This window comes from Carbonatibacter coralli, assembly GCF_039592655.1.
In the GTDB taxonomy this organism is placed as follows: domain Bacteria; phylum Pseudomonadota; class Alphaproteobacteria; order Kiloniellales; family Kiloniellaceae; genus Carbonatibacter; species Carbonatibacter coralli.
Genome location: NZ_JBBUTJ010000008.1, coordinates 64,273 through 90,364, shown reverse-complemented (window position 1 = coordinate 90,364; position 26,092 = coordinate 64,273). Strand labels below are relative to the sequence as shown.

At 54.0% G+C, this 26,092-nt stretch carries 24 protein-coding genes; 10 read left to right on the top strand and 14 right to left on the bottom strand.

Going from position 1 to position 26,092, the window contains the following annotated elements; all coding sequences use genetic code 11:
- Positions 1–164 precede the first annotated feature (164 nt).
- Positions 165–1,496 carry an acetyl-CoA hydrolase/transferase family protein gene (locus AAAH10_RS15000; protein WP_343565036.1) on the bottom strand — a complete coding sequence of 444 codons (1,332 nt, stop codon included), beginning with the start codon at positions 1,494–1,496 and terminating at the stop codon, positions 165–167.
- 296 nt (positions 1,497–1,792) lie between these two features.
- Here AAAH10_RS15000 and AAAH10_RS14995 point away from each other — a divergent pair, with 296 nt between their 5' ends.
- The 3 genes from AAAH10_RS14995 to AAAH10_RS14985 all read left to right on the top strand — a co-directional run bounded on the left by AAAH10_RS14995 (position 1,793) and on the right by AAAH10_RS14985 (position 3,849).
- On the top strand, positions 1,793–2,128 hold the full coding sequence (locus tag AAAH10_RS14995; protein ID WP_343565034.1) for an ArsR/SmtB family transcription factor: 336 nt from the start codon (positions 1,793–1,795) through the stop codon (positions 2,126–2,128).
- Positions 2,129–2,131: 3 nt separating this feature from the next.
- Positions 2,132–3,340 carry an MFS transporter gene (locus AAAH10_RS14990; protein ID WP_343565032.1) on the top strand — a complete coding sequence of 403 codons (1,209 nt, stop codon included), beginning with the start codon at positions 2,132–2,134 and terminating at the stop codon, positions 3,338–3,340.
- Between the two features lie 95 nt (positions 3,341–3,435).
- Positions 3,436–3,849, top strand: coding sequence for an OsmC family protein (locus AAAH10_RS14985; RefSeq protein ID WP_343565030.1), 414 nt, complete (start codon positions 3,436–3,438; stop codon positions 3,847–3,849).
- 65 nt (positions 3,850–3,914) lie between these two features.
- On the opposite strand, the gene AAAH10_RS14980 is transcribed toward AAAH10_RS14985, so the two are convergent.
- From AAAH10_RS14980 to AAAH10_RS14960, 5 genes are all read right to left on the bottom strand, one after another.
- On the bottom strand, positions 3,915–5,036 hold the full coding sequence (locus AAAH10_RS14980) for a M48 family metalloprotease (RefSeq protein ID WP_343565028.1): 1,122 nt from the start codon (positions 5,034–5,036) through the stop codon (positions 3,915–3,917).
- A gap of 431 nt (positions 5,037–5,467) precedes the next feature.
- Positions 5,468–8,137 carry a pyruvate, phosphate dikinase gene (gene ppdK, locus AAAH10_RS14975; protein WP_343565026.1) on the bottom strand — a complete coding sequence of 890 codons (2,670 nt, stop codon included), beginning with the start codon at positions 8,135–8,137 and terminating at the stop codon, positions 5,468–5,470.
- A 105-nt stretch (positions 8,138–8,242) separates the two neighbouring features.
- Entirely contained in the window at positions 8,243–10,342 is a 2,100-nt protein-coding gene (glyS, locus tag AAAH10_RS14970) for a glycine--tRNA ligase subunit beta (protein ID WP_343565024.1), read from the bottom strand.
- Positions 10,343–10,347: 5 nt separating this feature from the next.
- Positions 10,348–11,328 (bottom strand): glycine--tRNA ligase subunit alpha, encoded by a 981-nt coding sequence (locus AAAH10_RS14965; protein ID WP_343565022.1) that lies wholly within the window; start codon positions 11,326–11,328, stop codon positions 10,348–10,350.
- 250 nt (positions 11,329–11,578) lie between these two features.
- Positions 11,579–11,830 (bottom strand): hypothetical protein, encoded by a 252-nt coding sequence (locus AAAH10_RS14960; protein WP_343565020.1) that lies wholly within the window; start codon positions 11,828–11,830, stop codon positions 11,579–11,581.
- A 166-nt stretch (positions 11,831–11,996) separates the two neighbouring features.
- Here AAAH10_RS14960 and AAAH10_RS14955 point away from each other — a divergent pair, with 166 nt between their 5' ends.
- The gene (locus AAAH10_RS14955) at positions 11,997–12,656 is read left to right on the top strand and encodes an SDR family NAD(P)-dependent oxidoreductase (RefSeq protein ID WP_343565019.1); all 660 of its coding nucleotides are present in this window, start codon (positions 11,997–11,999) and stop codon (positions 12,654–12,656) included.
- Positions 12,657–12,785: 129 nt separating this feature from the next.
- Here the strand turns inward: AAAH10_RS14955 and AAAH10_RS14950 are convergent, their stop codons facing one another.
- From AAAH10_RS14950 to AAAH10_RS14940, 3 genes are all read right to left on the bottom strand, one after another.
- Positions 12,786–13,640, bottom strand: coding sequence for a S49 family peptidase (locus AAAH10_RS14950; RefSeq protein WP_343565017.1), 855 nt, complete (start codon positions 13,638–13,640; stop codon positions 12,786–12,788).
- 85 nt (positions 13,641–13,725) lie between these two features.
- On the bottom strand, positions 13,726–14,496 hold the full coding sequence (locus AAAH10_RS14945) for a tRNA1(Val) (adenine(37)-N6)-methyltransferase (RefSeq protein WP_343565015.1): 771 nt from the start codon (positions 14,494–14,496) through the stop codon (positions 13,726–13,728).
- The gene (locus AAAH10_RS14940; protein ID WP_343565012.1) at positions 14,493–14,774 is read right to left on the bottom strand and encodes a putative signal transducing protein; all 282 of its coding nucleotides are present in this window, start codon (positions 14,772–14,774) and stop codon (positions 14,493–14,495) included. The genes AAAH10_RS14945 and AAAH10_RS14940 overlap by 4 nt, the downstream gene beginning before the upstream one ends.
- Before the next feature lie 110 nt (positions 14,775–14,884).
- On the opposite strand from AAAH10_RS14940, the gene AAAH10_RS14935 reads away from it, so the two are divergent.
- Positions 14,885–15,892: a polyprenyl synthetase family protein gene (locus tag AAAH10_RS14935; protein WP_343565010.1), complete on the top strand. Its 1,008-nt coding sequence runs from the start codon at positions 14,885–14,887 to the stop codon at positions 15,890–15,892.
- Between the two features lie 32 nt (positions 15,893–15,924).
- On the opposite strand, the gene AAAH10_RS14930 is transcribed toward AAAH10_RS14935, so the two are convergent.
- Positions 15,925–16,404, bottom strand: a complete 480-nt coding sequence (locus AAAH10_RS14930; RefSeq protein ID WP_343565008.1) for a cupin domain-containing protein — start codon at positions 16,402–16,404, stop codon at positions 15,925–15,927.
- A 93-nt stretch (positions 16,405–16,497) separates the two neighbouring features.
- Between AAAH10_RS14930 and AAAH10_RS14925 the strand changes: the two genes are divergently transcribed.
- Complete coding sequence (locus AAAH10_RS14925; RefSeq protein WP_343565006.1) at positions 16,498–17,250, top strand: hypothetical protein; 753 nt, start codon at positions 16,498–16,500, stop codon at positions 17,248–17,250.
- Between the two features lie 5 nt (positions 17,251–17,255).
- Here AAAH10_RS14925 and fahA read toward each other — a convergent pair whose 3' ends face one another.
- From fahA to hppD, 3 genes are read right to left on the bottom strand one after another with little or no spacing between them, the layout of a single operon-like run.
- Positions 17,256–18,473, bottom strand: coding sequence for a fumarylacetoacetase (fahA, locus tag AAAH10_RS14920; RefSeq protein WP_343565004.1), 1,218 nt, complete (start codon positions 18,471–18,473; stop codon positions 17,256–17,258).
- Between the two features lie 27 nt (positions 18,474–18,500).
- Positions 18,501–19,874 carry a homogentisate 1,2-dioxygenase gene (gene hmgA, locus AAAH10_RS14915; RefSeq protein ID WP_343565002.1) on the bottom strand — a complete coding sequence of 458 codons (1,374 nt, stop codon included), beginning with the start codon at positions 19,872–19,874 and terminating at the stop codon, positions 18,501–18,503.
- On the bottom strand, positions 19,871–20,974 hold the full coding sequence (hppD, locus tag AAAH10_RS14910; protein WP_343565000.1) for a 4-hydroxyphenylpyruvate dioxygenase: 1,104 nt from the start codon (positions 20,972–20,974) through the stop codon (positions 19,871–19,873). The genes hmgA and hppD overlap by 4 nt, the downstream gene beginning before the upstream one ends.
- Positions 20,975–21,082: 108 nt before the next feature.
- On the opposite strand from hppD, the gene AAAH10_RS14905 reads away from it, so the two are divergent.
- From AAAH10_RS14905 to AAAH10_RS14895, 3 genes are all read left to right on the top strand, one after another.
- Positions 21,083–21,541: an Lrp/AsnC family transcriptional regulator gene (locus tag AAAH10_RS14905; RefSeq protein ID WP_343564998.1), complete on the top strand. Its 459-nt coding sequence runs from the start codon at positions 21,083–21,085 to the stop codon at positions 21,539–21,541.
- Positions 21,542–21,734: 193 nt separating this feature from the next.
- Complete coding sequence (locus tag AAAH10_RS14900; RefSeq protein ID WP_343564996.1) at positions 21,735–22,628, top strand: DMT family transporter; 894 nt, start codon at positions 21,735–21,737, stop codon at positions 22,626–22,628.
- 80 nt (positions 22,629–22,708) lie between these two features.
- On the top strand, positions 22,709–23,824 hold the full coding sequence (locus AAAH10_RS14895) for a methyl-accepting chemotaxis protein (protein ID WP_343564994.1): 1,116 nt from the start codon (positions 22,709–22,711) through the stop codon (positions 23,822–23,824).
- 98 nt (positions 23,825–23,922) lie between these two features.
- Here AAAH10_RS14895 and spbR read toward each other — a convergent pair whose 3' ends face one another.
- Complete coding sequence (spbR, locus tag AAAH10_RS14890; protein WP_343564992.1) at positions 23,923–25,032, bottom strand: SpbR family protein; 1,110 nt, start codon at positions 25,030–25,032, stop codon at positions 23,923–23,925.
- Positions 25,033–25,343: 311 nt separating this feature from the next.
- Here spbR and AAAH10_RS14885 point away from each other — a divergent pair, with 311 nt between their 5' ends.
- Positions 25,344–25,862: an adenine phosphoribosyltransferase gene (locus tag AAAH10_RS14885; protein ID WP_343565056.1), complete on the top strand. Its 519-nt coding sequence runs from the start codon at positions 25,344–25,346 to the stop codon at positions 25,860–25,862.
- Positions 25,863–26,092: the final 230 nt, after the last annotated feature.

Sequence of the window (26,092 nt, the reverse complement as noted above, 5' to 3'; positions counted from 1 at the left end):
ATCATACTCTTTTCTGAATGGGACACCGATTGCTCCAAACCACAATCTGTTGTCGGCATCTTAGCGTCCCTTCGCGAAAGCGCAAGATTTGCGCCGCCACAGACAATCCCCGGTCCTGCTTCGGGAACCATTCCATGAAACCAAATGAAAAACTCGCCGGTTGATCAGGATGCAATATAACCGTTCTCAATCGCCTGAAAACGCAGTTCATCCCTGAATTTCGGCTCGGCAAGACCAATCAGTTTTTCTGCACGCTGGCTGATGGACAACCCCTTCAGGTTCACAATGCCATGCTCGGTCACGACATAATGCGTGTCCATGCGGGGATCGGTTGCCGCTGTTTCCAGCCGGGGGACAATTCTGGAAATACTGCCCGCCCGTGCGGTTGAATGCAAAGCGACAAAGGATTTCCCCTCTCTGGATGCAAAGGCACCCCGCACAAAATCAAGCTGCCCGCCCGGACCTGAATATTCGCGTCCGCCAATAGCCTCTGCATTGATTTGCCCGGTCAGGTCAATCTGAAGCGCTGAGTTTACCGAAATCATGCGATCATTTTTTGCGATCACTTCCGGGTTGTTGATATAGGACGCCGGATAACCTGCCAGAGACGGATTGTCGTCCATAAAATCATAAAGCTCCCTGTTGCCAAGGGCCAGAGTGAAGAGATGCTTCAATCTGTGGAGCGTCTTTTCGCGGCCTGTAATATTTCCGCGTTTGATCAGACCCATCAGTCCCGGCACCATCAATTCCGTATGCAGGCCCAGATCATTGTGATCCTTCAGATAGCTCGCAACAGCATTGGGAACGCCCCCTACCCCCATCTGGATGGTTGCCCCGTCCGGGATCAGCTCAACAATATGCTGTGCGATAATCTCGTCTTCCGTTCCCGGACTGGTTGGCAGAACCTCCGGCACCGGAACAGAGTTTTCCACCAGTGCTGTGACCTCTGAAACATGGATCAGCGCCTCTCCAAAAACCCGAGGCATCGTGTCATTGACCTCGACAATGACCTGCTTGGCGGAACGAACAAGCTCCGTTGCATAGTCACAGTTGGTTCCCAGAGACATGTAACCATGCCGATCCATCCTTGAAACAGTCACCATGAAGCTGTCACAACCAACGGATTCTGTCAGCAGGCGCCCAACCTGGTGGAATGTACAGGGGACATGCTGAAGCCAGATTTTCCCCTGCTCCAGACCAGCCTTTTGAATGCGGCGATCACTGGCAGAGAGAAAAAGGGAATGCGGTTTCACCACATCCAGACAAACCGGGTGGAACAGGTTGCCGACCGAATGGGAGGCGCCATGCATGTAATAGACAGGCAAATGCGTCATGCTGCCGCGTCGTACCCGATCCGCAAGAGCAGACATCAGGGCTGGTGGCTGGGAAACCCCCATGGAGAGAGCCAGCGGCTTTCCATCCACAATCAGTTCCACAGCGTCTGCTGCTGTTTTTTTCTTGAGGCGATAGAGCTCTTCGGGGCAATTGACCGGCATTGTAAAATCTTTCCTGTCAGACAAAACGCTTCAGGCTGCTCAACAAAAGGGAGCAGGAATTCGGGGCGCTTTCAATGAAATAAAAAAAGGGTGTTCTTCCGCTACCACAGTTCAGGACAGGACGGATCACCAGGATCGGGAAGAACACCCGTTACGGTCATCGCCGCAACATCTGAACCATAAAACCCTATTATTATTGTGACATTGATAGAGATCAATTCTCCGGAATGAATTGACAAAAAGTTTCAGACAAAATATCCATAAAACCGGTTTTATAGTTTTATGGAGCTTCCCCGATGAACAACACGATCACTCCCCTGACTGAAGACATCATGGCTCCAAAGCTGGATGCACTGGGCAATCCCGTCCGCCTGAAACTCTATCGCCTTCTTGTCAAAACCGGTGAACAGGGCCTGGGGGTCAGCACAATTCAGGAAAAGCTGGGGATTCCGGCCTCAACACTCGCACACCATCTTGGAAAGCTTGTTCAGGCAGAACTGGTTTTGCAGAGCAGATCGGGGCGGCAGATTATTTCCTGCGCCAACTACCCGATGATGGATCAGCTTGTAAACTTCCTCACAGAAGCCTGCTGCCAATACGAAGAAGCCCCCCGCCAGAACGATCAGGACTGAGCAATGAAAACAGCTGTCAGCCTTGTTGCGATCGGGCAAACACTTCTGTGGGGAGGTCTCTATTATATTTTCCCTGCATTGCTTCTCGACTGGGAACAGAGCTATGGCTGGTCGCGCCCGGAAATGACCTTTGCTCTGGCTCTGGCCGTCATTGTTTCTGCTCTCTTCGCTCCAATCGCAGGGGCCCAGATTGACAGGGGACGCGGTGTCCTGTTGCTGACAGGAAGCGCCCTTCTGGGAAGCCTGCTTCTGCCGTTGTTGCCCTTTGCAGAAAATCTGACGACCTTCTATCTCATCTGGGCCGCAATCGGTGTGGCCATGGCAGGATGCCTCTATGAACCCTGTTTTGCCTTTATGGTCTACTATCACGGAGAGCAGGCAAAACGCAGCATTACGCTTGTGACACTGGCAGCAGGCTTTGCCAGCACAATCTGTTTCCCCGCCGCAAACTATCTCAGTGACCTGATTGGCGTTGACCAGACTGTAAGGGTGATTGCTGCTGTTCTGGTTTTTATCGCTGTCCCGGCTCTTGGCATTGGATCCCATCTGATGAAAAACGGCAGCACACTGTGTTGCACAGCAGAACCGACAACACTTTCAAAAAGCACAGTCATCATTCTCAAACGTCCGCTTTTCTGGTTTCTGGCTTTCGGTTTTTCCTTCATGGCGCTCAATCATGGCGCCCTGCTCAACCACTTCCTGCCTCTCGTTCGGGACAGAGGTCTCTCTGCAGAACTGTCGATCCTGGCTGTTTCCATGATCGGCCCCATGCAGGTTGCCGGCCGTATGGTCTGGATGGCCTTTGACAAAAAGCTGAAACTGCTTCAGGTCACCCTTGCCTGCTTCCTGTCACTGACACTGGCTTCCATTGCGCTTTGGGGATCAGCAAACTGGCCTGTACTGATTGCCGCCTTTGTTCTGCTTCAGGGCTCTGCATACGGCGTGGTCAGCATCATCAAACCCCTGGTTGCCCGCGAAGTCATGGGCCCGGGACAACTGGGCAAGGTCACAGGCCTGATGGCCGTTCCCTACCTCCTCTGCTTTGCGCTTTCTCCCTATGCGGCCTCACTCCTCTGGGAAGAAGGTGGATACGATCTGGTCATTCTCGCCAGCACGACCTGTTGTCTGCTGAGCATGGGATGCCTGATCACAGTCATCCGCAAGCACAGAACAGAGACTGTTTCTGCAGATCCCGACAAAAAACCGGCCTGAATCCCTTTCGCCTTGATCCATCAGGCAAATTCAACAGAATAAGGCGCAAGAAGGTTCTGAACATCGAAGAAACATCCAGTGTAAAGGGGAAAGCGGTGAAAACACGTATCAAGTGGGTTGAACAAAAAGCATTTCTGGCTGAAAGCGGGTCCGGTCATGCTGTCCTGATGGATGGGGCTCCGGACGCCGGAGGACGCAACATGGGACCACGTCCAATGGAAATGCTGCTGATGGGACTGGGAGGCTGCGCATCCTTTGATGTCGTCTTTATTCTGGAGCGTGGGCGCAAGACGGTCGAAGATGTTGAATGCGAGATCACGGCCGAACGTGCAGACACAGACCCGAAGGTCTTCACAGGCATTCATCTGCACTTCAAGGTCAAGGGCGCAGAGCTCTCCGAGGACGTTGTCGGGCGTGCCATTGAACTCTCGGCCGAAAAATACTGCTCGGCCTCAATCATGCTCGGCAAGTCGGCAAAGCTGACACACAGTTTCGAGATGGTGTCCTGAAGATCAAAACAGAAAGCCCGGCACAAAGGCCGGGCTTTTCATTACAGATTGATCCTGCTTCAGGATTACTCTTTCGGTGGGGTACCGGTTTCCTGCTGTTCTTTGTAATTGGGTTCCAAAGGCTCACCTTTGAGAATTTTCTCATCAATTTCCGAGGCATAAGCTGCAATTTTCAGATATCGCTCGGCAGAGCTCGGATGACTGGTACCATGCGTGATATTCTTGTCGTTGACGACAGCAAAATCCCGCCAAAGCTCTTCGACACCATGATAGGGCAACTTCGCCCTGGCCATGATGTACATTCCGACATAATCAGCCTCTGATTCAAACTCTTGCGAATAGGTCGTTGCACCAATTGCTCCGCCAAGGTCAGAAAAGGCTCCTCCTGTATTCACACCAACAACGGCCAAAGCGATATCAAAAATAAAGCCACCCACCTGACCAGCTGCAGCATTTGCTCTCTTGGCATCAAGGTGCCCCATCGCATTGTGGGCGATCTCGTGTGCAATAACCAAGGACAGCTTGTTGTCTTCCTGCAGATAGCGGTTAATCCCGGCTGTAATATGAACGTTTTCCCCGTCTGCATAAGCGTTAATTTCAGAATCGTTTTTCTTGTAGATCAATCCATACGAGCACTGTTCTGAAAAGGCCAACGTCACCTCGTCTTCATGCCCATCCCGCTCAAACCGGATTTCGTAATCTTCCCTGGCCTCATAAACTGTCCTGAATGCCTGCTCGAGGCTGACACGTTTGTCTTTTGTCGACTGCCCCGACCAAATCTCCTGACCACCAACCTCAAGGATACGATCTCCTGCCTTCAAGCCAGCAGCATCTGCAGGAGAACCTTCAACCATATATCTGATCTGGTAAACCTCGCTCAACCCATACTCCTGAAGAATAAGAGGCTGATACTGATCATCGGCACCAAACTTTTCATTCCATACAGAGAACCCGTAATAGGCTGTACGCTCATCATCATCACAAAAGTCAACAGATGAAACCAGCAAAGGTATACCCAACCGGTTTACACGGTCCCACTGCTTCAGATTTTTCTCGATCGCATAAAGTTTCTGCTTGTGCTCTTCACGAGAGAGATCAGCAGGATCAACATAGACTGTTGCTGTTCGGGGAGAAGCGCACCCCACAAGCAGCAACCCTGTCATAACGGCACAAATTGTTCTTTTCATTCCTTGCCACCCATTTGGTTTTTTTGAATTAATACAACCACTAAGTTAAGGAAAGGTTTCCCGGGATTTGAAACCCCGCACCCCTGTCAAAAGAATGTCGCGCGAGACAGCACAGCTTCCAGTACCGGAAGCACCGGGCAATGATGCAGACAACGCATCAGGACAGCATCTGACCAGACACTCTCCCGCTTCATCACCCGAACCGAAACAGGCCCACGAGGTTAACCGGGAACAAATCCTTTAAAACCCGGGGAAGGGTTACAAGTCGCAACAGGCAAGGCAAAAGGATAAAGCAAAGGACCTTTCTCGCAGATGGCAGTACAACAGGCAGATTTTTTCCTGCCGTCACGGAACAAAGCTGTTGGACCATCAAGCAAAAAGCCTGCCTCGTAACGAGACAGGCTTTTTTCAAAGGGGAAACGCAACCTTGCCTATTCGCCTTTCAGGCTTGCCTGTGCAGCAGCCAGTCTGGCAATCGGCACACGGAACGGGGAACAGGACACATAATCAAGACCCGTTCTGTGACAGAAGGCAACAGAAGCCGGATCACCGCCATGTTCTCCACAGATGCCAAGCTTCAGATCAGCCCGCGTGGAACGTCCACGCTCCGACCCAAGAGCAACCAGTTCGCCGACACCATCCTGATCAAGCGAAACAAACGGATCCTTTTCAATGATGCCGCGCTGCTCGTAGGTTCCCAGAAAAGCCCCGGCATCATCGCGGGACAGGCCAAAGGTTGTCTGGGTCAGGTCATTCGTTCCAAAGCTGAAAAAATCGGCCGAACCGGCAATATCCGCAGCACGCAGGGCAGCACGGGGCAGTTCGATCATGGTACCAACCAGATATTTCACCCGGGCACCCTGCTCTGCAAAGACTTCATCTGCCACACGCTCGACCAGAGCGCGCAGAATTTCAAGCTCCTTGCGCAAACCGACAAGCGGGATCATGATCTCGGGCTCAACCTGATCCTTGCCTTCCTTTTGAACGGCAATGGCCGCTTCAAAGATCGCACGCGCCTGCATTTCATAAATTTCAGGGTAGGAGATCCCCAGACGACAGCCACGGTGACCGAGCATCGGGTTCGCCTCTGCCAGCTTGACCGCTCTTTCGTGCAGCTTGGACACAGGAACACCCGCAGCATCTGCCACCTCCTGCATTTCCGCATCACCATGCGGCAGGAACTCGTGCAATGGAGGATCCAGCAAACGGATGGTTACGGGCAGGCCGGACATAATGCGGAAGATCTCTGTAAAGTCCTGACGCTGCATGGGCAGGATCTTTGCCAGAGCCTTGCGACGCCCCTCTTCACTGTCCGCCAGGATCATCTCGCGCACGGCAACAATCCGGTCGGCATCAAAGAACATGTGCTCCGTGCGGCAAAGCCCAATGCCCTCGGCCCCAAAGTTCCGGGCCACCTGGCAGTCTGCAGGTGTTTCGGCATTTGTACGCACTCTCAGACGACGGGTTTTGTCCGCCCATTCCATGAGCTTCGCGAAGTTTCCTGTCAGTTCCGGCTCGATCGTCGGAATGGAGCCCAGCATGATTTCACCGGTCCCGCCATCAAGGGTGATAATATCCCCTTCCTTCAGGGTCAGTTCACCAACCATAATGGTGTTGTGCTTGCTGTCGATGCGCAGTTCGCCCGCACCGGACACACAAGGGCGCCCCATGCCGCGCGCCACCACAGCAGCGTGAGAAGTCATACCACCACGCGCTGTGACGATACCGGTCGCAGCATGCATGCCGTGAATGTCTTCCGGTGAGGTTTCCAGACGACAGAGGATGACTGAAGCACCAGCAGCCGCCTTCTTCTCCGCGATATCTGCAGTAAAGACAATCTCTCCGGACGCCGCTCCCGGTGATGCAGGCAGACCACGTGCGATCACCTTGCGCTCTGCATCCGGATCAAGCGTCGGGTGCAGCAACTGATCCAGAGACGCCGGCTCAATCCGCTGAACGGCTTCTTCGGGCGTGATCAGGTCTTCCTCGACCATATCGACCGCAATCTGAAGCGCGGCCTGGGCTGTGCGCTTGCCATTTCTGGTTTGCAGCATGTAAAGCTGTCCGGCCTGCACCGTGAACTCGATATCCTGCATATCACGGTAGTGCTTTTCCAGCCTCGTGCGGACTTCATCAAGCTGTTTGAACACCTCCGGCATCACCTCTTCCATGGCAGGAAGATCGGAATTGTTGTCTTCCTTGCCCTTGAGGGTCAGGTTTTGCGGCGTACGAATACCGGCAACAACGTCCTCACCCTGTGCATTGATCAGGAATTCACCGTAAAAGGCCTTCTCTCCGGTGGAGGGATTGCGCGTAAAGGCAACGCCCGTTGCACAGTCATCGCCACGGTTGCCAAAGACCATCGCCTGAACATTTACAGCTGTGCCCCATGAACGCGGGATATCATGAAGCTTACGATAGGTTTCCGCGCGCTGGTTCATCCAGGACGCAAAGACGGCATTGATCGCTCCCCACAGCTGGTCTCGCGGATCCTGCGGGAAGGGAGAGCCCGTTTCTTCCTCGACCTTGGCCTTGTATTCAACGACCAGTTTTTTCCAGTCCTCTGCGCCCAGATCCGTATCAAGGATCAGTCCGTTGTCTTCCTTGTAGAGATCAAGAATGTCCTCGAAGTGGAAGTGATCAACCCCCAGCACAACATCCGAATACATGGTGATAAAACGGCGATAGCTGTCATAGGCAAAGCGCTCGTCACCGGATACAGCAATCAGACCGGCCACAGTTTCATCATTCAGGCCCAGGTTCAGCACGGTATCCATCATGCCCGGCATGGACGCACGCGCCCCCGAACGGACAGAAACCAGCAGGGGATTGGACGCATCACCAAAACGGGAGCCGACAACGCCTTCCATCGCCTTCAGCGCTTCATCAACCTGCGCGGAAACACCCTCGGGATAAGTCTTCTCGTTGTCGTAATAGGCATTACAGACTTCGGTTGTGATCGTAAAACCGGGCGGCACCGGCAGACCCAAAGACGACATTTCAGCCAGATTGGCTCCCTTGCCGCCCAGAAGATTTTTCATTTCGGCACGGCCTTCCGCCGCTCCGTTGCCAAAGGTGTAGACCCACTTGGTCTGAGGCATCTGTGTCTCCTGTTGGATTGACAGAGCCTCTTTCATGGGGACAGGCTCTGTCAGGTTAATATCTTAAACGCTTACAAGCCTGTTCACACTCTTATGCATGGTCGCTTACCCCTCAATCCGGGAGAAGTCTGCAACCGCGCCCAACGTTTGCCCGATCATGGACAGAAGCGCCAGGCGGTTTGCTCTGACCTCGGGGGCCTCTGCATTCACAGTGACCTGGTCAAAGAAATCATCCATTGCAGCCCGCAACCCGGACAGGGCTGCCATCGCTGCACCAAATTCCTCTCGCTCCAGTGCAGGTCGTGCCGTTTCAAGGGCAACCAGCAAGCCGGAATGAAGAGCCTTTTCCTCGGCCTGTTCCAGCAAGTCCGGCCGAACAGGTCCATCGTGTTTCGTTTTGTCCTTTTTCTCTTCAATGCGGACAATATTCGCAGCCCGCTTGTAAGCTGCCAGAAGATTGGCGCCTTCCTCTGTCGCCAGCATGGAAGACAGAGCCCCGACCCGGGCCAGCAGGCGCACCAGATCATCCTCGTCGCCCCTGGCAAAGACGGCGCTCACAAGATCATGACGCACGCCCTTGTCTTTCAGTGTGACTTTCAGGCGATCCCCGAAGAACGCCATCAGGGCTTCAACTGTCGCCTCCCTGCCCTCAGTGAGAACACCGGCCTCGTACAGATCATAGGCAAAGGCAAAGAGATCACGCAGGTTGAGACGCAGGCCGTTTTCGGTAATCAGCCTGATCACCCCAAGCGCGGAACGACGAAGGGCAAAAGGGTCCTTGGAACCTGTCGGGAGTTCACTGATCCCGAAGAAGCCGACCAGGGTATCAAGCTTGTCCGCAAGGGCCACCGCTACCGAGGCAGGCGCAGACGGGCAGTCATCCGAAGGTCCGGCAGGTGCGTAGTGCGTTGCGATTGCATCGGCAACAGCCGCATCCTCGCCACCATGTTGTGCGTAGTAGCGCCCCATGATCCCCTGCAGCTCGGGAAACTCATAAACCATGCCACTGGTCAGATCTGCCTTGGAAAGCGTTGCAGCACGTTTGGCCTGCGCAACATCACCGGATGTTTTACCGGCAATCAGTCCGGCCAGCTCAACCATACGGCTGACTTTGCCCCAGACTGTGCCAAGCTGTTTCTGGAAGACAATCTTCTCAAGCGCCGCGTTTCGATTTTCCAGAGGCTCCGCACGATCCTGATCCCAGAAGAAGCGCGCATCGGAAAGACGGGATGAAAGGACCCGCTCATTTCCTGCAACGATGGTCTTCCCTCCATCTTCCGCCTTGGTGTTCGCAACAAAGACAAAGCGGTTGGCCAGAGAACCATCAGCCCTGAGCGTGGAAAAATACTTCTGGTGCTCCCTCATCGAGGTGGAAAGAACCTCATCAGGCAACTCCATGAAACTGTCCTCGATCGTCCCGATCATGACAACCGGACGTTCGACCAGACCCGTCACCTCGCGCAAGAGGCCCTTGTCTTCCTTCAGACTGAGACCTTCCGCAGCACACAGCTTCGCAGCCTCGTCGACGATAAAGGCCTCGCGCTCGGCGGCATCAACCATGATGTTGGCTTCTGCCATTTTGGAACAATAGTCCTCCAGGCCTGAAACCTCGATGGTTTCCGGAGAAATCTGTCCTGCTTTCGGGAAACGGAGTCCCTTGGTGCTGTTACCGAACTCCAGTGTCCTGTCACCCAGTTCGAAAGCACCCTGAAGCACCTGACCATCCAGAAGCGCCACAATGGAATGCAGCGGGCGCACCCAGCGCTGGGTGTTGTGCCCCCATTTCATCGACTTGGGCCAGGGGAAGGCATTGAGCGCTGAAACGATGACGTCCGGCAAGACATCTGCTGTCGGTCGCCCGGCGATGTCCTCGACAACAAAATAGAACTGCCCCTTTGGCGTTTCCTGAACCGTCGCCTCGGAGATGTCGTTCAGACCATTGGCACGCATGAAGCCTTCAAGCGCCTTTTCAGGCGCACCGACCTTTGGCCCCTTGTTCTCTTTCCTGACATCCGGCTGCCTGTCCGGCAGTCCAAGGACGGAGAGCGCCATACGACGCGGCGTAAAGAGGTTTTCAACAGCGCCATGCTCCAGACCTGCTTCTTTCAGCCGTTCCGTTACCAGCCGGGCCAGATCATCCGCAGCCTTGTGCTGCATGCGCGCAGGGATTTCCTCGCAGTGAAGTTCCAGAAAAAAGTCAGCCATGGCTCTTACACTGTCTCCGAAGAAGCTGTTGTCTCGTTTTGGGTCTGGGTGGCGAACCACGCCTCACAGCAAAGCTTTGCCATGTCGCGGACACGGCCAATATAGGCCTGACGCTCCGTTACAGAGATCACTCCCCTGGCGTCCAGAAGATTGAAAATATGGCTGGCCTTCATGCACTGGTCATAGGCTGGCAGCGGCAGAAGACGCCCCTTTTCCTCACCGTAGTTCAGAATGTTTCTGCATTCCCTTTCAGCATCAATAAAATGCTGGAACAGGACATCGGTGGTCATGATCTCGAAGTTGGCCGTGGAGTGCTCGATCTCTGATTGCAGGAAGACATCTCCATAGGATTTTCCCCCGTCTTCAACCGGAACTCCATCCCAGTCAAGATCATAGACATTCTCGACACCCTGAACGTACATGGCCAGACGCTCAAGACCATAAGTGAGCTCCAGTGGCACCGGATTACAGTCAATCCCGCCAACCTGCTGGAAATAGGTAAACTGGCTGACTTCCATGCCGTCACACCACACCTCCCAGCCAAGACCCCAGGCACCCAGCGTCGGGCTTTCCCAGTCATCCTCAACAAAGCGGATGTCATGAACAGAGGGATCCAGACCGATGGCAGCCAGAGACCCCAGATAAAGCTCCTGCGCATCGGCGGGAGACGGCTTCATGATGACCTGAAACTGATAGTAATGCTGCAGGCGGTTCGGGTTCTCGCCATAGCGGCCATCCGTCGGACGGCGGGATGGCTGCACGTACGCTGCTCTCCAGACCTGTGGTCCCAGCGCCCGAAGGGTTGTCGCCGGGTGAAAGGTCCCCGCACCAACTTCCAGATCATAAGGCTGCAGGACGACACAGCCCTTGTCAGCCCAGTAGCTTTGCAGGGTCAGGATCAGGTTCTGGAAACAGGTTTTCGGGTTGGGGACCTTGTTCTGCCCCGGTTTTCCGGGAGCACTGGTCTGTTCTGCGTGTTCGGTCATAGGGCGCAATCAGCTAAAAGACTTTGTTGGTTCCAATTCCTGCCCATCAGCAACAGACAGGAATTTAATTCACTCTGGCTTCAATCTGTCTCATCTTGAAAAAACAGCAGAAAACAGTGCAATCGCGGCAACTTTAGTGCCTGCTTCGGCAAGAATCAACCGCTGATCTGAAAGAATTTGAAACAGTTCTCTCCGGCCGTTTCATGTCGCAATCAGACCGGGTTCCAAAGAGCAGGACAGTCTGCAAAAATCAGGACCGGCCACTGCCACACGAACAGTTTGTTCCGGAAGGAATATAGGCCTGACAGGCCGGGCACTGCACCATGTCGACCGACGAACCGTCCGTTTTCCGGGCGGCCTTTGCTGCGCCACCCCCGGAAGGGCCTTTCCCCTGGCTGTTGCGCTGCTGCTCACGGCCAGCCTTGGCCTTGTAGAACAGCCAGATGCCACCCAGCACCAGCGCCAGAATCAAAAGCTTGCCTATAGAGGGGACCTGCAACATTGCCTTTTCTGTTCCTCAAGTCTGTTTTCTTCTTTCAACTAAGCCTCTTTTGGTCCGCAAATCAAGATGCAGTGACAAAATAGTCTGATTGTTTTGGCCCCCCGTTTCTTTGTGCTATCGTTTTTCCACAAAAAGAATGAGCAAAAAGACGAACCGGGAGGCAAAGATGACAAAAACCGTTCTGGTCACTGGTGGCAATCGCGGCATCGGGCTGGCTATCGCAAAGGGACTGATTGCGAACGACCGCAGGGTTATCATCGGGGCAAGGGATCTTGCTTCGGGAATGGAAGCTGCTGAAACCATCGGTGCCGAAGCCGTCGAGCTGGATGTCAGCGACAGGCAATCCATCCAGCGTTGCGCAGAATATATCGGTCCTGTGGACATCCTCGTTAACAATGCCGGCGTCCTTTACGACAGGAGGGTTCTGCAAAATCCGGGAGACTTCGATGTCTCCATGGCAACCATGGTCCACGGCCCCTTCTATCTGATCCAGCAATTCGAGGACCACATGCGCAAGAACAACTTTGGCCGCATCGTCAACATGTCTTCCGAATGGGGGTCCTTTTCCGAGGGACTTCTGGGACCAAACGCCTATGGTATTGCCAAGGCGGCCCTGAACGCCATGACCAAGGCTCTCTCGGCCCAGCTTCCGAACAACGTAAAGATCAACTCGGCCTGTCCGGGATGGGTGCGCACAGGAATGGGCGGCTTTACGGCTCCCCGCTCTCCCGAAGAGGGCGCAGACACACCAATCTGGCTCGCTACCCTGCCGGATGACGGACCGACCGGAGGCTTCTTCCGCGACAGGGAACCACTGGGCTGGTAAACGACTGACTGCAAAAAGGGAGATCCAGAGATCTCCCTTTTAAAACCCTCAGATTATTGCCTGCAAAACAGGCCTGACAGCAACCGGGGAAGCTGCAAGGTCCATCCACACGGCAACCATCCTGAAAATCTAGAGGCCAAAACGGCTGAAGAGGCTTCTGCTTTCCAGTCGCTCCTCAAAAGTCGTGACAAAAGAGCGGGCCATCGGATCACTGAAGGCCCCCATCAGACGTTTCATCAGGGGCTGTTTGGCCTCTGCTTCAAAGAGCTTCACATCCTTGCCGTATTCCTTGCGCAGGACACTGTGCAGATCACCGACCTCATCCACCAGCCCCAGATCGACAGCCTTGCGACCGGCCCAGAACTCACCGTTAAAGAGAATGTCTTCCTCATCCTGCAAGCGACCGGCCCGACGGGTACGCACCCAGTCCTTGAAGTCTTCGTGAATGTCACCAAGAATGCCCTGAAGACGCTCAATGTCCTCTTCTTTCTCTTCCTTGAACGGATCAAGGGTGGATTTGCTGATCCCGGCTGTGCGGACACGGCGTTCAATTCCGTAGCGCTTGATCAGCTCCGGGAAACCGAAACCGGCAGAAATAACACCGATGGAACCGATGACAGAAGACGGCAGCACGTAGATCATGTCTGCAGAACAGGCCAGCCAGTAACCGCCGGAAGCCGCAACATCCTCACAAAAGGCGATCACACGCACTTCGTTTTCCTCCGCCAGCTGGCGAATGCGACGACCGATCAGATCGGACTGTACAGGCGATCCGCCCGGCGAATTGATCACCAGCGCGACAGCCTTGACGTCCTTTCGTGTAAAAGCCTGCTCCAACTGCTCCTGAACCGATGCGAGGGTCAGGCCCTTGTTGAGCGCTCCACCGCTTCCAATCACTCCCTTGAGGTGAACAACCGAAACCTCCGGATCACTATCAAACAGCTTTTTGATCAGAGGCAGTTTCTTGAGCTTTGAGAGCTTCATGTCTTTTCTATTCCAACTATTTTCGGAGTTTTATCTTCAACAGAACAAATAGGTTTGTTTTTTCAAAAATCAATTCCCTTGCCCTTCAGAAGGGCAAGGCTGCACCTTCCGCAAGTACAGCCCTTATCTCTGGTGGATAGCTGCCATCTTTCTGATGCATCACAACACCCGGCAGCAGGGTCATGGGCGTCCTGACAGAACGGCGCGCGCGAACCAGCACCCGTTTGGCAGGTTCCCCCGATGCAGGCCAGAGCGGACAGACATGAATGTCACCGGCCTTTTTGGCCTGCAGAATGGACAGAATATCCCCCAGACGATCACTGCGGTGGATCAGCGTCAGTGTTCCCTTGTGCTTCAGGAGCCTCAGGCCGACATGGATCCAGTCTTCCAGAGAGGCCTCGCCTTCATGATTGGCCAGCAAACGGATGGGGTCCTCGCTCGGGTTGGATCGCCCCGGCGGCATGAAAGGCGGATTGCACATCACATGATCAAACGACGCATCCTCAAGCCTGCCGCCTTCTGCATCTGCAAGCTTCAGAATATCCCCGTTCAACGCTGTAAAGCGCGCCTCAAAGGCATTTTCCACCCTGTTTTTGAGCGCAAGACGGTACAACACCGATTGCAATTCCAGACCGCACGCCGTGGTTTTCGGAACCCGAGCCAGCAGGCACAGTGCCGCAGTCCCGACACCACACCCGAGGTCCAGAACACGCTCACCCTCCTTTGCCGGAACAGATGCCGCCATCAAAACCGCATCAACACCCGCCCGAAAACCCTTTTTCGGCTGCCAGACACGGATCGCCCCGCCCAGAAAGTCATCACAACTCTGTTCAACAGAAGGGTTTTCACCAGTCATTCTCTACCAAACCATCTCTGCCAGAACGGCAGCTTCGGGCTCTTCCCGATGAATTGATTGTCCGTAACAGGCTCCAGTTCGCCGGCATCCTGCAGGATGCGAATTGCCCTGGAATAATCATCTCCCAGAACCATGATCCGTCTGGGGATCGCACCGATAGAGCCCTCCAGGACAGAGGCGTGCAGGTCCATTTGATAGCTGTCAATTCCGGCTTCGGACAGAAGAGCTTCAATCCATGACAATTTCACAGGATCGTTACTGCGATAGATTTCTTCCATCACCCTCCCCTCATCAATAACAAAAAGCCCAACAAGACAGTTTACTCTGCCCCCCGCATAGGATAAGAGCATGGTGACTTGAACAGTTACCAACAGAAAGACTGTCTGCCATGGAAGCCGCGCAAAACAAGCAAGCCAAACCAGCCGGACTTGATACTCTTCTCAATCTTGTCAGTGATGACCTGAAAAAAGTCAATGCGCTGATTATGGATTACATGCAGTCTGACGTTGTCCTGATCCCCCAGCTTGCAGGTCACCTGATCGCGGCGGGCGGCAAGCGCCTGCGACCTCTGCTGACACTGGCGGCATCCCAGCTCTGTGATTATCGGGGTGAGCGCCATCTCGGGCTTGCGGCCTGTATCGAGTTCATTCACACGGCAACGCTTCTGCATGATGATGTTGTTGATGAAAGTGATCTGCGCCGTGGCCGGGCGACAGCCAACGCAATCTTTGGCAACAAGCCAAGCGTTCTGGTGGGTGATTTTCTGTTCAGCCGCTCCTTCCAGCTCATGTCTGTCGACGGCTCCCTTGAGGTCATCGAAGCCCTGTCCAGCGCCTCTGCCATTATTGCCGAGGGCGAAGTTCAGCAACTGATGATCCAGAATGATCTGGACACAACACTGGAATCCTATCTGGAAGTGATCAGTGGCAAAACGGCTGTTCTCTTCGCAGCAGCCTCGCGCCTGGGTGCAATCGTTGCCGAGCGTCCGGAAGCGGAAAAGGACGCCCTTTCCAGCTATGGGCAAAATCTCGGTGTTGCCTTCCAGCTTGTCGATGACATTCTTGATTACTCGGCAAAGCAGGCCGAGCTGGGCAAAACCATCGGGGATGATTTCCGCGAAGGCAAGATGACCCTTCCCGTTCTGATCTGCATCAGGAATGCAGAAGAGGAAGAACAGGCATTCTGGCAGCGCACAGTCGGCGATCTGGAGCAGACAGACAGCGATCTGGAAAAGGCTCTTGAGCTGATGAAGAAATACAACGCGCTGGAAGAAAGCATGCAGATGGCCCGCGACTACGTCAGCAAAGCCATTGACGATCTTGCAATTTTCCCGGACAGCACAGCCAAGACAGCGCTGATCGAAGCTGTGGAATTCAGTGTCGCCAGAGAGTTCTAACTTCCCTGTCTGCAGTCAAAATCTGCCCCTGTTTATTTTTCTCCGGCCTCGGGCTTTGCAAGAGCATCATGAGGAACAAGGTTCCAGTCCATGCCCTCGTTGCGGAAAATGCGCTGCCCCCTGTCTGTGTAATCCGCAACATCGTGGGCCAGTCTTTGGCCGACCACGATACACCTCAGCACCTCGCTGCCTGAATTATAAAGGCTGTGAGGAAGGCCACCGGCGCGATAGCCGATAAAATCCCCTTCCGAGACATCAAAAACCTCATCTCCAATCGTGGCTTCTGCCTGACCGGAGAGAATATAGAGGCATTCGTCCTCGAAATAATGGACATGTTTTTCCGTCGACCAGGCCCCCGGCGGCACCTCGATGATGTGAAAACCCAGCCCCTTCAATCCTGTCAGATCACCGAGAGACCAGTTTGTGCGACGCGCTTTATTATTCATGAAGTGCACCTTTTTGGTGCCTTCCATCGAGGCAATGTCGGTTTTTGTCAGGATGTACCCTTTCATGCCTTTACCTTTTCTTTGCGAACAATGGAGTAGAAAGCCATTCAGAATATTGATAAATTTTAAAGTGATCCGCAAAACAAAAGCGACAGGCCCATGCGTCTTCTCCATCCCTCCAGTGCTGTGAACCGTCTGGCCATACTGATTGGCGCCATAGCACCACTGGTTTTCCTCGGCACGTTGTTCCTGCGCTCCGGAGCAATGCCTCTGGGACAGGATTTGCTGGAATATACCGGTCTGGCTGCTGCGATAGGCTTCGGCGTCTGGATTGTCATTCACCTCTGCGCTCTTCTGATCGATGCCCTCTCCCCACTCCTGAACCGCTTTTTCCGCAAGCTTGCAGAGCTGCTCGGTTTTCTGAAAGCTCGGGAGAAGAAAGAGGCCGGCGACAAAGGCCTCAGAAGCAACAAGGCCCCTGCAAAAACATCCGGATCAGACAGCGATGACCTGGCAAACGCAAACACCCGTGACGCTTCAGTAAAAGCACTGTCGGCACAGGATCACTCTGCTACAAACCGGACAACAGAAAACACGCTGCACACGGACCTTTCCACGCAGGCTGACAACCCTGACGATCATCTGGCAGAGCCTGAATGGGCAAGGAGAGACGAGACCGGGAAAAGTGCCCGGCAAAGCTCTCAGCTCAAGGGAACGCCCCGCAAGAGCAAGGGCACGCCGGAATCCCGCACCTTTCTGATACTGCTGGGCGCCGGGGCCTTCCTGATCATGATTGACATGATCATGAGCTCCTTTCTCGCCTATCTTCTTTTCGGTCTGGTTGGCTTCATCACAATTGTTCTGCTCTGGTTTATCTGGTCACCCGAAGATGACGACGAAACAGAGCAGTAACAACATCAATCTGCTGGCAAAATCCGGCCTTTGCAGGCGCCGAAGCCAATAACATAGTCTTCGCCAACAGCCTGTCCATAGAGGCTGACACAATCTCCGTCTTCAAGAAAAGAGCGCGCGCCCCCGGCAATTGACAGGGGTTCCTTCCCCCCCCAGGACAGTTCCAGCATGGAGCCGCAGTTTTGCCGCTTCGGGCCGGAAATGGTTCCGGACCCCAGCAAGTCTCCGACCCGCATGGGACAACCGGAGGAGCTGTGATGTGCAAGCTGCTGGGCCGCCGAATAGTACATGTGCCTGTAATTCGTTCGCGTCACAATCGTCTCCGGGCCGCTTCCCGGTTTCAGTCCCACTTCCAGCTCGATATCATAGAGCATCGGTCCGCAGTCCCTGAGATGATCAAGCAAATCAACCTCCCGCTCGGGCATCTCTGCTGCAAAGGGCTGAAGAGCAGCAGACGGGACGATCCACGGACTTACTGTTGTTGCCGTGGCCTTGCTCTGAAAAGGCCCAAGAGGCTGATACTCCCAGGCCTGGAGGTCACGGGCGGACCAGTCGTTCAGCAGTACGTAACCGAAAATCATGTCATGCGCATCCTGAACGGAAAGTGGCCGGGATGACGATTGCCCGACAACAGCCCCGAGTTCCAGTTCAAAATCAAACCGACTGGAAGGCGCAAGGACTGGCCGCCCCGGATCCGGTTGCCAGATCTGTCCGCGGGGGCGTCGTATGTCCGTCCCGCTGATCACAACACTGGAGGCCCGCCCGTTGTAGCCGATTGGCATGTGTAGCCAGTTTGGGGGCAAAGCGTTTTCAGCCCCCCGGAACATGGTTCCAACATTGGTGGCGTGATGACGGCTGGCATAAAAGTCGGTGTATTCGCAAACAGCAAAGGGCATCAGAAGCCTTGCCCTTTCCATCGGCACCAGAACAAGCTGATCCTCCCGACCACTGCCTTCGGAAAGCACATCCTGCAACTCTGCCCTGAAAGCAGCCCAGACATCCGGCCCCTCTGCCATAAAAGCATTCCAGGAGGGATGATCAAAAAGCTGAACGGCAACAGACTTCCAACGGGTGGCTGTCACATCCAGTATCCGGTCCCCGATCGCCACACCACACCGCGCCCCGGAACCGTCATCAAAGACACCGTAAGGCAGATTGTTCAGGGGAAAGGGACATCCCCTTTCATTGGCAGCCTGCACCCATGATCTCAACAGATTGCTCACATCAACCCTCCCCGGGGCACTTGTCCTTTACTTCAGGCCGCTGTTGCCATCGAATTTCTTTTCGATGTCCGTCCAGCATTCCACATAATCGTCCTGCAAAGGCGCTTCCTTTGCCGCAAAGGCTGTCAGGTGCTGAGGGAAACGTGTCTCGAACATGAAACTCATGGTCTGATCCAGCTTCACCGGCCCGAGTTCCTCACCGGACGCCTTTTCAAAAGCCGTCTTGTCCGGCCCGTGAGGAAGCATCATGTTGTGCAGTGACATCCCCCCCGGAACAAAACCCTGCGGTTTTGCGTCGTATTCGCCATAGATATTGCCCATCAATTCACTCATGACATTCTTGTGGTACCAGGGAGGCCGGAATGTATTTTCGGCAACCATCCACCTTTCCCGAAAGAGGACAAAATCAATATTGGCCGTTCCCTCAACCCCGGACGGAGCCGTCAGAACTGTGAAAATTGACGGATCGGGATGGTCAAAGAGAATGGAACCAACCGGACAGTAATCCCGCAGGTTATACTTTACCGGCGCATAGTTCCCGTGCCAGGCCACGACATCCAGAGGACTGTGATCAATAACAGTGCGATGGAACTGCCCGCACCACTTGACGGTCACGGTCGAAACGGCCTCCCGATCCTCAAAGGCGGCAACAGGGGCCTTGAAGTCACGCCGGTTCGCCATGCAGTTCGCGCCAATCGGGCCGCGGCCGGGCAGATCGAACTTCTGTCCGTAGTTTTCACAGACAAATCCCCGACAGGGTCCCTTCAAAACCTCGACCCGAAAAACGATGCCCCTCGGGAGGATCGCAATTTCCCGGGGTTCAAGATCAATGATCCCCAGCTCGGTATAAAAGCGGAGACTGCCTTCCTGCGGCACGATCAGCAACTCGCTGTCCGCGCTGTAGAAATAGTCATCAACCATGGAGGCATTGATCAGATAGATATGACTCGCCATGCCGATCTGGGTGTTAACATCCCCCGCAGTGGTCATGGTCCTCATCCCTGTGAGGAAAGTCAGTGTTTCATCCGTATAAGCAACCGGATCCCAGCGGTACTGCCCCAGAGAGACAACATCTTCCAGCACATGGGGAGCTGTTTCCCAGTAAGGCAGATCGATCTTTTCAAAGCGGTTCACATGACGAACCGAAGGGCGTATCCGATAACACCAGCTGCGCTCGTTCTGATGGCTCGGAGCCGTGAAGGCAGTGCCTGAAAGCTGTTCACCGTAAAGCCCGTATTCACATTTTTGCGGAGAATTCATGCCGACCGGCAAGGCACCGGGCAAGGCCTCTGTTTCAAAATCATTTCCGAAACCCGGCATATAGCCGGGGAGCACTCCGGAGGATGACTGATCCTGAACCACACCACGACGAAAAGGAACCGGTGTCTCCATAGGCCTCATGCTCTCCCCTCAATATTCAGTTCACCATCAGCCAGTTGCTGGGCCTCGATACTTTCGAACAGGGCCTTGAAGTTCCCTTCACCGAAACCATCGTCTCCCTTGCGCTGAATAAACTCGAAAAAGATAGGTCCGATGACGGTCCGGGAAAAAATCTGCAGCAGAATTCTGGTTTCACCGCCGTCAACAACACCTTCACCGTCAATCAGAATGCCATGCTTCTTCATGCGGTCAACAGGTTCCTCATGTCCGGAGACGCGCTCTAGGCTCAGATCATAGTAGCTGTCCGGCGGAGCCTTCATAAAGGAGATTCCCCGTTCGGAAATGGCATCCGTGCTGTCATAGATATCCTTTGCCCCGACAGCGATATGCTGGATACCCTCGCCCTTGTACTTTTCCAGATAGGCCACGATCTGCCCCTCTTCCCCCCGGTCTTCATTGATCGGAATGCGAATACGCCCGCAGGGGGATGTCAGCGCGCGGGAATAAAGCCCGGTGTACTTGCCCTGAATATCAAAGAACCTGATCTCCCTGAAATTGAAGAGATCGCCATAAAACCTGAACCACTTGTCCATGTTCCCCCTGAAAACATTGTGTGTCAGGTGATCCAGATAGTAAAAGCCGACACCGGCAGGATGGGCCTTGTCAATCCAGTCGAACTCCTGATTGTAGGGGCTCGTGTCATAGTAATCCTCAATGAAGTAGATCAGACTGCCGCCGATACCAACAATCGCCGGAACATCCATTGTCTTTTCAGAACCTTCAAAAGCTGTTGCGCCTCTGGAGACGGCGTGCTTGAAAGCATGCTGAGCATCGACAACCCGCCAGGCCATGGACGGAGCGCAGGGCCCGTGAGCCTTTGCAAAGGCTTCGGCATGGCTTCCGGGTTCGGCATTGATCAGATAGGTGATGTCACCCTGCTGCCAGATCTCGATCTGTTTGCTTTTGTGATTGGCCACATGCCTGTACCCCATTTTCGTGAACAGGGTGCGCAGTTCCTGCGGATCGGGATGCGCAAACTCGACAAATTCAAAGCCATCGGTTCCGGCAGGATTTTCTTCTGAAATGCTGGCCCTTGGGGCATCATGCGGGAAAGGTCCCATTTTATCCTCCACTGTTTTTTTATGATTCTGCCCCATTGAACGTGATTTTTGCGCGCAATATTTCTTGTTTCCTGTTGATATCTGCATGTTTTACGCACAAAATAAGAAATGCTTGATAATTTTGATCGAAAAATACTCAAATACCTTCAAATCAAAGGCGATGCGACAAACGCAGAACTGGGCGAGGAAATCGGGATCTCGGCATCCCAGGCAGGCAGGCGAAAGGCCCGCCTGGAAGGGGATGGGGTCATAAGCGGCTATCGCGCCCGCATTCAAAAGGCGGCCGTCAATCTGAACATACAGGCCTTTATCCAGCTCTCGCTGAACACCCACTCCAAGAGCAATGCAGAAATTCTGCACAGTTTCCTCATGACCCAGGAAAACATTGTCAACATCTGGACCATGACAGGCCGGGCAGACTATCTGCTTCAGGTTTTTTGTCGCGACCTGAACGAATTGAACCATCTGGTCCACGACGTCTTGCTCAGTCACGAAAACATCGCCCACGTTGAAAGCCAGATTGTCATGAACCATCTCAAATCAGATGGTCACCTGCCTGTCCGCTAGAATGTCGAAACAGCACTGCCCAGCCTCAAAGCGAATGGCAAAAACCGTTTTTAATCAAAAACAAGCGATCTTTTTTCACAATTCGTCTTTTTCAAAATTCCCCTCTTCTTTTTTGTAGAAAATCCTCTAGTGTGCTTGGGAAACAACAAGCAAGACACTTCGTTCAGGTGCAGCCGGGAACAGGGGATCACTGATGTACGTTTATGAATTGGCTGCCCTGGGCGCAGCAGCCTGCTGGTCAGTCGGTGGCATGATTTCCTCCATGCCGGTTGAACGGCTGGGAACCATTGGTTTCAATCGCGTGCGCATGCTGATCCTGACAGTGCTCATGGGGGGCTGGGTGACCATCACAGGAGGCTGGCAGGTCTTTGACAGCAGCGTCACGACACAGATCCTCCTGTCAGGGCTGGTCGGCATCCTTCTGGGAGACACTGCACTGTTCGGGACGCTGAACAGGCTTGGTCCGCGCAGAACGATGATCCTCTTTACCACCCACGCTCCGATGACGACCCTGCTGAGCTGGTTCATTCTGGATGATTCCCTGCCAGCAGCAGCCCTGACCGGAATTCTTGTAACAATCCTCGGTGTCGTTCTGGCAATTGCCTTCGGAAAGCGCAAGGACCAGCTCCACAAATGGGAGCATATCAAGGGCAGCCTTCCCGTTGGTATTGGCATTGGCCTTCTGGCAGCACTGGGACAATCCTCGGGCACACTGATCCTCAAACCCGTCCTCAGCGAAGGGCTTGATCCCTTTGCCGTCGCCAGTCTTCGCATTGCCGTGACAGCCTTTGGTCTGACACTTTTCTCCTTTCTGCCTGTCAGGGCTTTCAAACTGAACGAGCCCCTGACCATGCCGGTCTTCACCCGCGTTGCCCTTTCAGGCATTGTCGGCATGGGGTTGGGCATGACCCTCTTTGTCCTCGCTCTGGAAGGCTCCAACCCGGGTGTGACGGCCACGCTTTCGGCCACCTCTCCCGTTCTGATGCTGCCCATTATGTGGCTGAAGACCAGGGAACGTCCGGCTCTGGGTGCATGGATCGGTGCAATCGTCGTTGTCATCGGGACCTCACTGATTTTAACTGCCTGACGATCTTCGCTCTTTTGGTCATTCTTCATTAACATCCGTCTGTCAGACTGTCTGGCAGTTTGACGATTAAGGATGTCCCCATGCCTGCCTCTTCTTCCTCCCAGGACAATTCACTCAAAAAACAGCTGTTGACCAGTTGCAGTCTGGTCGGTGTCGGTGCCCTTGCAAGTGGCACCCTGCTCGGCTTGGGGCTCGCCTCTGCAGACGCCCTTTTTCTGTCTGGCGCTGCAATCGCTGCTGCGGGAACAGGGTTTTACCTCCTGCGCACATCCCGCAGTTTCTCCCTTTCTTCAGAAGCTCCCGATCCTGCAGCCAGCCCGGAGCGAACAGAACCTGTTGTTGAGCAGGATACCGTTCAGGATCTCCAGCCACATCCTGCTGAACCTGAGGCCTCTCCTGTCGTACAGACAGCCCCCTCGGACTTGAGCGAACTGGCACAGAAGCTTGTCACCACTGCAGAGACCTCCAGCACAGGCATGGAAGAGCTTCAGGAAATTGCAAGCATCTCCAACGAGGAAGCTTCCTCGGTGATGGAAACCTCCCAGGTGGCAACAAGGCATGTCCATGAAGCGGCATCAGCCTCGCGCTCGCTGGTTGAAAGCATCGCATCCGTGCGCTCCCAGGCAACGGACTCTGCAACGGTGGCCCGTGAAGCCGTCACCCAGATCGGATCAACAACAGAAGATGTCGCCAGCCTTTCCGAAGCCGCTCAGCGCATTGGTGATGTTGTGGAACTGATCGCGGCAATTGCCAAGCAAACGAACCTGCTGGCTCTGAACGCCACCATTGAGGCAGCCAGAGCCGGTGAAGCAGGCCGCGGCTTCGCTGTTGTGGCTGAAGAGGTCAAGTCCCTCGCAGGACAGACCCAGAAGGCCACAGAGGAGATCGAGGCACAGATCACCTCCATGCAGGATGCCACCAACGGTGCTGTCAGCTCAATCGAGGGCATTCAGGCTGTCATCGGCAAAATGGAGAGCATTTCCGCCGAGATCGCCCAGGCTGTCGACAATCAGCAGGATCTCACGCAGACAATGGACAGTTCCATTCAGAATGCAGCAGCAGGCAGTGGCCAGGTCACAGACACCATTGACCGCATTCGCAGCATGATTGAAAACACAGCAGCAGCTTCCTCGGCCATCCGGGACATGCTGGAAGGCTTCAAACAGGACGCAGGGAAACTGACAAGCCTCAACTAGGACGGGAGGCTTCTCCTTCCCTCCCTTGCTCCATACCGACAATAAAAAAGGCCGCATGAAATGCGGCCTTTCCTGTGTCTTGATTATCAATTGTCCGTTCAGACAGCGCTCATTTTCAGCTTGTTCAGCAGGAAGTCGGCATCTTCTTCGGTCAGAGTTGATTCAGGCTGGTCAAACTTGGTGATCACACGCTCGATCAAGCGTGCATTGAACCGGGCGCGATCGTTGCTTTCACCGTCGTAATCCATGTCATTCAGCAGCTCGACAGCAGCAAAAATGGCCGGATAGTAGAGGTTTGGCAGGCCACATTTCTGAATGAGAGCCTGAATACCCAGTCCACCCTTGTCGTAGATCAGCTTGTGCGCATTCATCAGCGGAATGCCGGCAAGGCGGGCCAGGGCAAATTCGAAGAAACGGAAATCACCATTGCAAATGGCGCGCAAAAGAAGGGACGCAGTCAGTTCGCCCTTGTTGTACAGCTCGCGGACCAGTTCAGCCAACTGATTGTCGCTTGAGCCTTCTTCAAGCAGCGTTACCGTTGCACGCTCACGCACCTGCAAAACCAGCGAAGATGCTTCCGTGGAGGACAGCGCCATCTTTTCCTTGAAATAGTTCTCAAGTCTCTCGGACAGGCTGGTCATGAGCTTCGATGCAACAGCAGGCGGCAGGGATGGACGGCTCGTCATGGACGCGTTAACCAGCTCGGATGCCTCAAACTCGCTTGAAACCCGTTCAAAATGCTGTTCATTCAGATCAGCACCCTCGTTTGAGACCAGATGAGCGACGGCCATTTCATGACCTGTGTCGATCACGGCAGAAGAAACGGCATCGGAAACCTGCGGGCGCTGGGCAATCGCAGAGGCCTTGCTTTCGCTCTGTCCATTCAGGATGGAAATCAGATCCTCGTCCGTCAGAACCTCGGATGATTTCAGAACCGGAAGCGATACAGAATCGACATCCTTTGCCAGTGCGACAGCAACATCCCGCGGCAGATCGGTTGAATTCTGCAAATTGACGGCGATGGCTTCACGAACACGCACCTCCGCGTCCTTGACCAAAGCGCGAAAAATATCCTCGGCAATTTCACGTTCTGCCTCGGAGAACCTGTGCTCATCAAAATGGGTGGCAATCTTCTTTGTCGTCTCAACCCTGTTGTCTGCAGATGGATCAGACAAAAGTTTCGCGACATCACTTGCTGAAAGGGACATATGACCTCGTCTCGATTTCAAGCCACCGCCTCAGGTAGCGCGTTGTGTAACACACCGAGTATGTCCGAAAGACAGTTAAATGATACTTAACAATTGTATTCTATTTGAAAGATCTGAAAAGAAAAGTCCTCTTTTCCCGAGCAAAAACCTTGCTTTGCCAGCGATCTTTATGCTTAAAAGCACACAATTCCTCACAAGCAGCAGACAGAAAACCCGGGGAAATTGCCGGGGGTCATGCGAACTTGCGCTCACCGGGGCCCAAAGCCAGAAAACAGACACACTGTATTGAAACCATGACAGACAACACGACCATCGACCTGAAAGATCACATTCGCCACGTACCGGATTTCCCCAAACCGGGTATCCTCTTTTACGATATCTCGACACTTCTGGCACATCCGGCTGCATGGCAGCATGCCATTGATCTCCTGGCTGAAGAAATTGCCCGGCACAAACCCGATGTCCTTGCCGGCATTGAGAGCCGCGGGTTCCTTCTGGCGGCCCCGCTGGCACTGAAGCTGGGTCTTGGTTTCATCATGGTTCGCAAGAAAGGCAAACTGCCGGGCGAGACCATTCCCTACACTTACGATCTGGAATACGGAACCGACACGATCGAAATCCAGAAGGACGCCATCAAGCCGGGTCAAAAAGTTGTGATGCTGGACGATCTTCTGGCAACAGGCGGCACCATGGCAGCTGCCATCCATCTGCTGAGAGAATCAGGCGCAGAAGTTCCCCTTGCAGCCTGCCTTGTCGAGCTGAATTTCCTCAAGGGTCGGGAAAGACTGGACAATATCGAGGTCAAAACACTCATCCAGTATGACGAATAAGGGAAGCCAATCCGGATCATCTCTGCAGAAGCCCGCCTGAAAAGAGCGGGCTTTATTTTTTGCTTTTATCTAAAAAGTACCCCGTTTATTAACTGAACATTAAAATTCTTTCTGCCAAGACTGAACAGAATGGCGAGCAGGATTGTTCCTGTAATGAAACAAGCCCGAATTGGATCAACGTCCCTATGATGGCTTTTAACCTTTAGCGCGCGGTCAATGTCTGTTTTTTC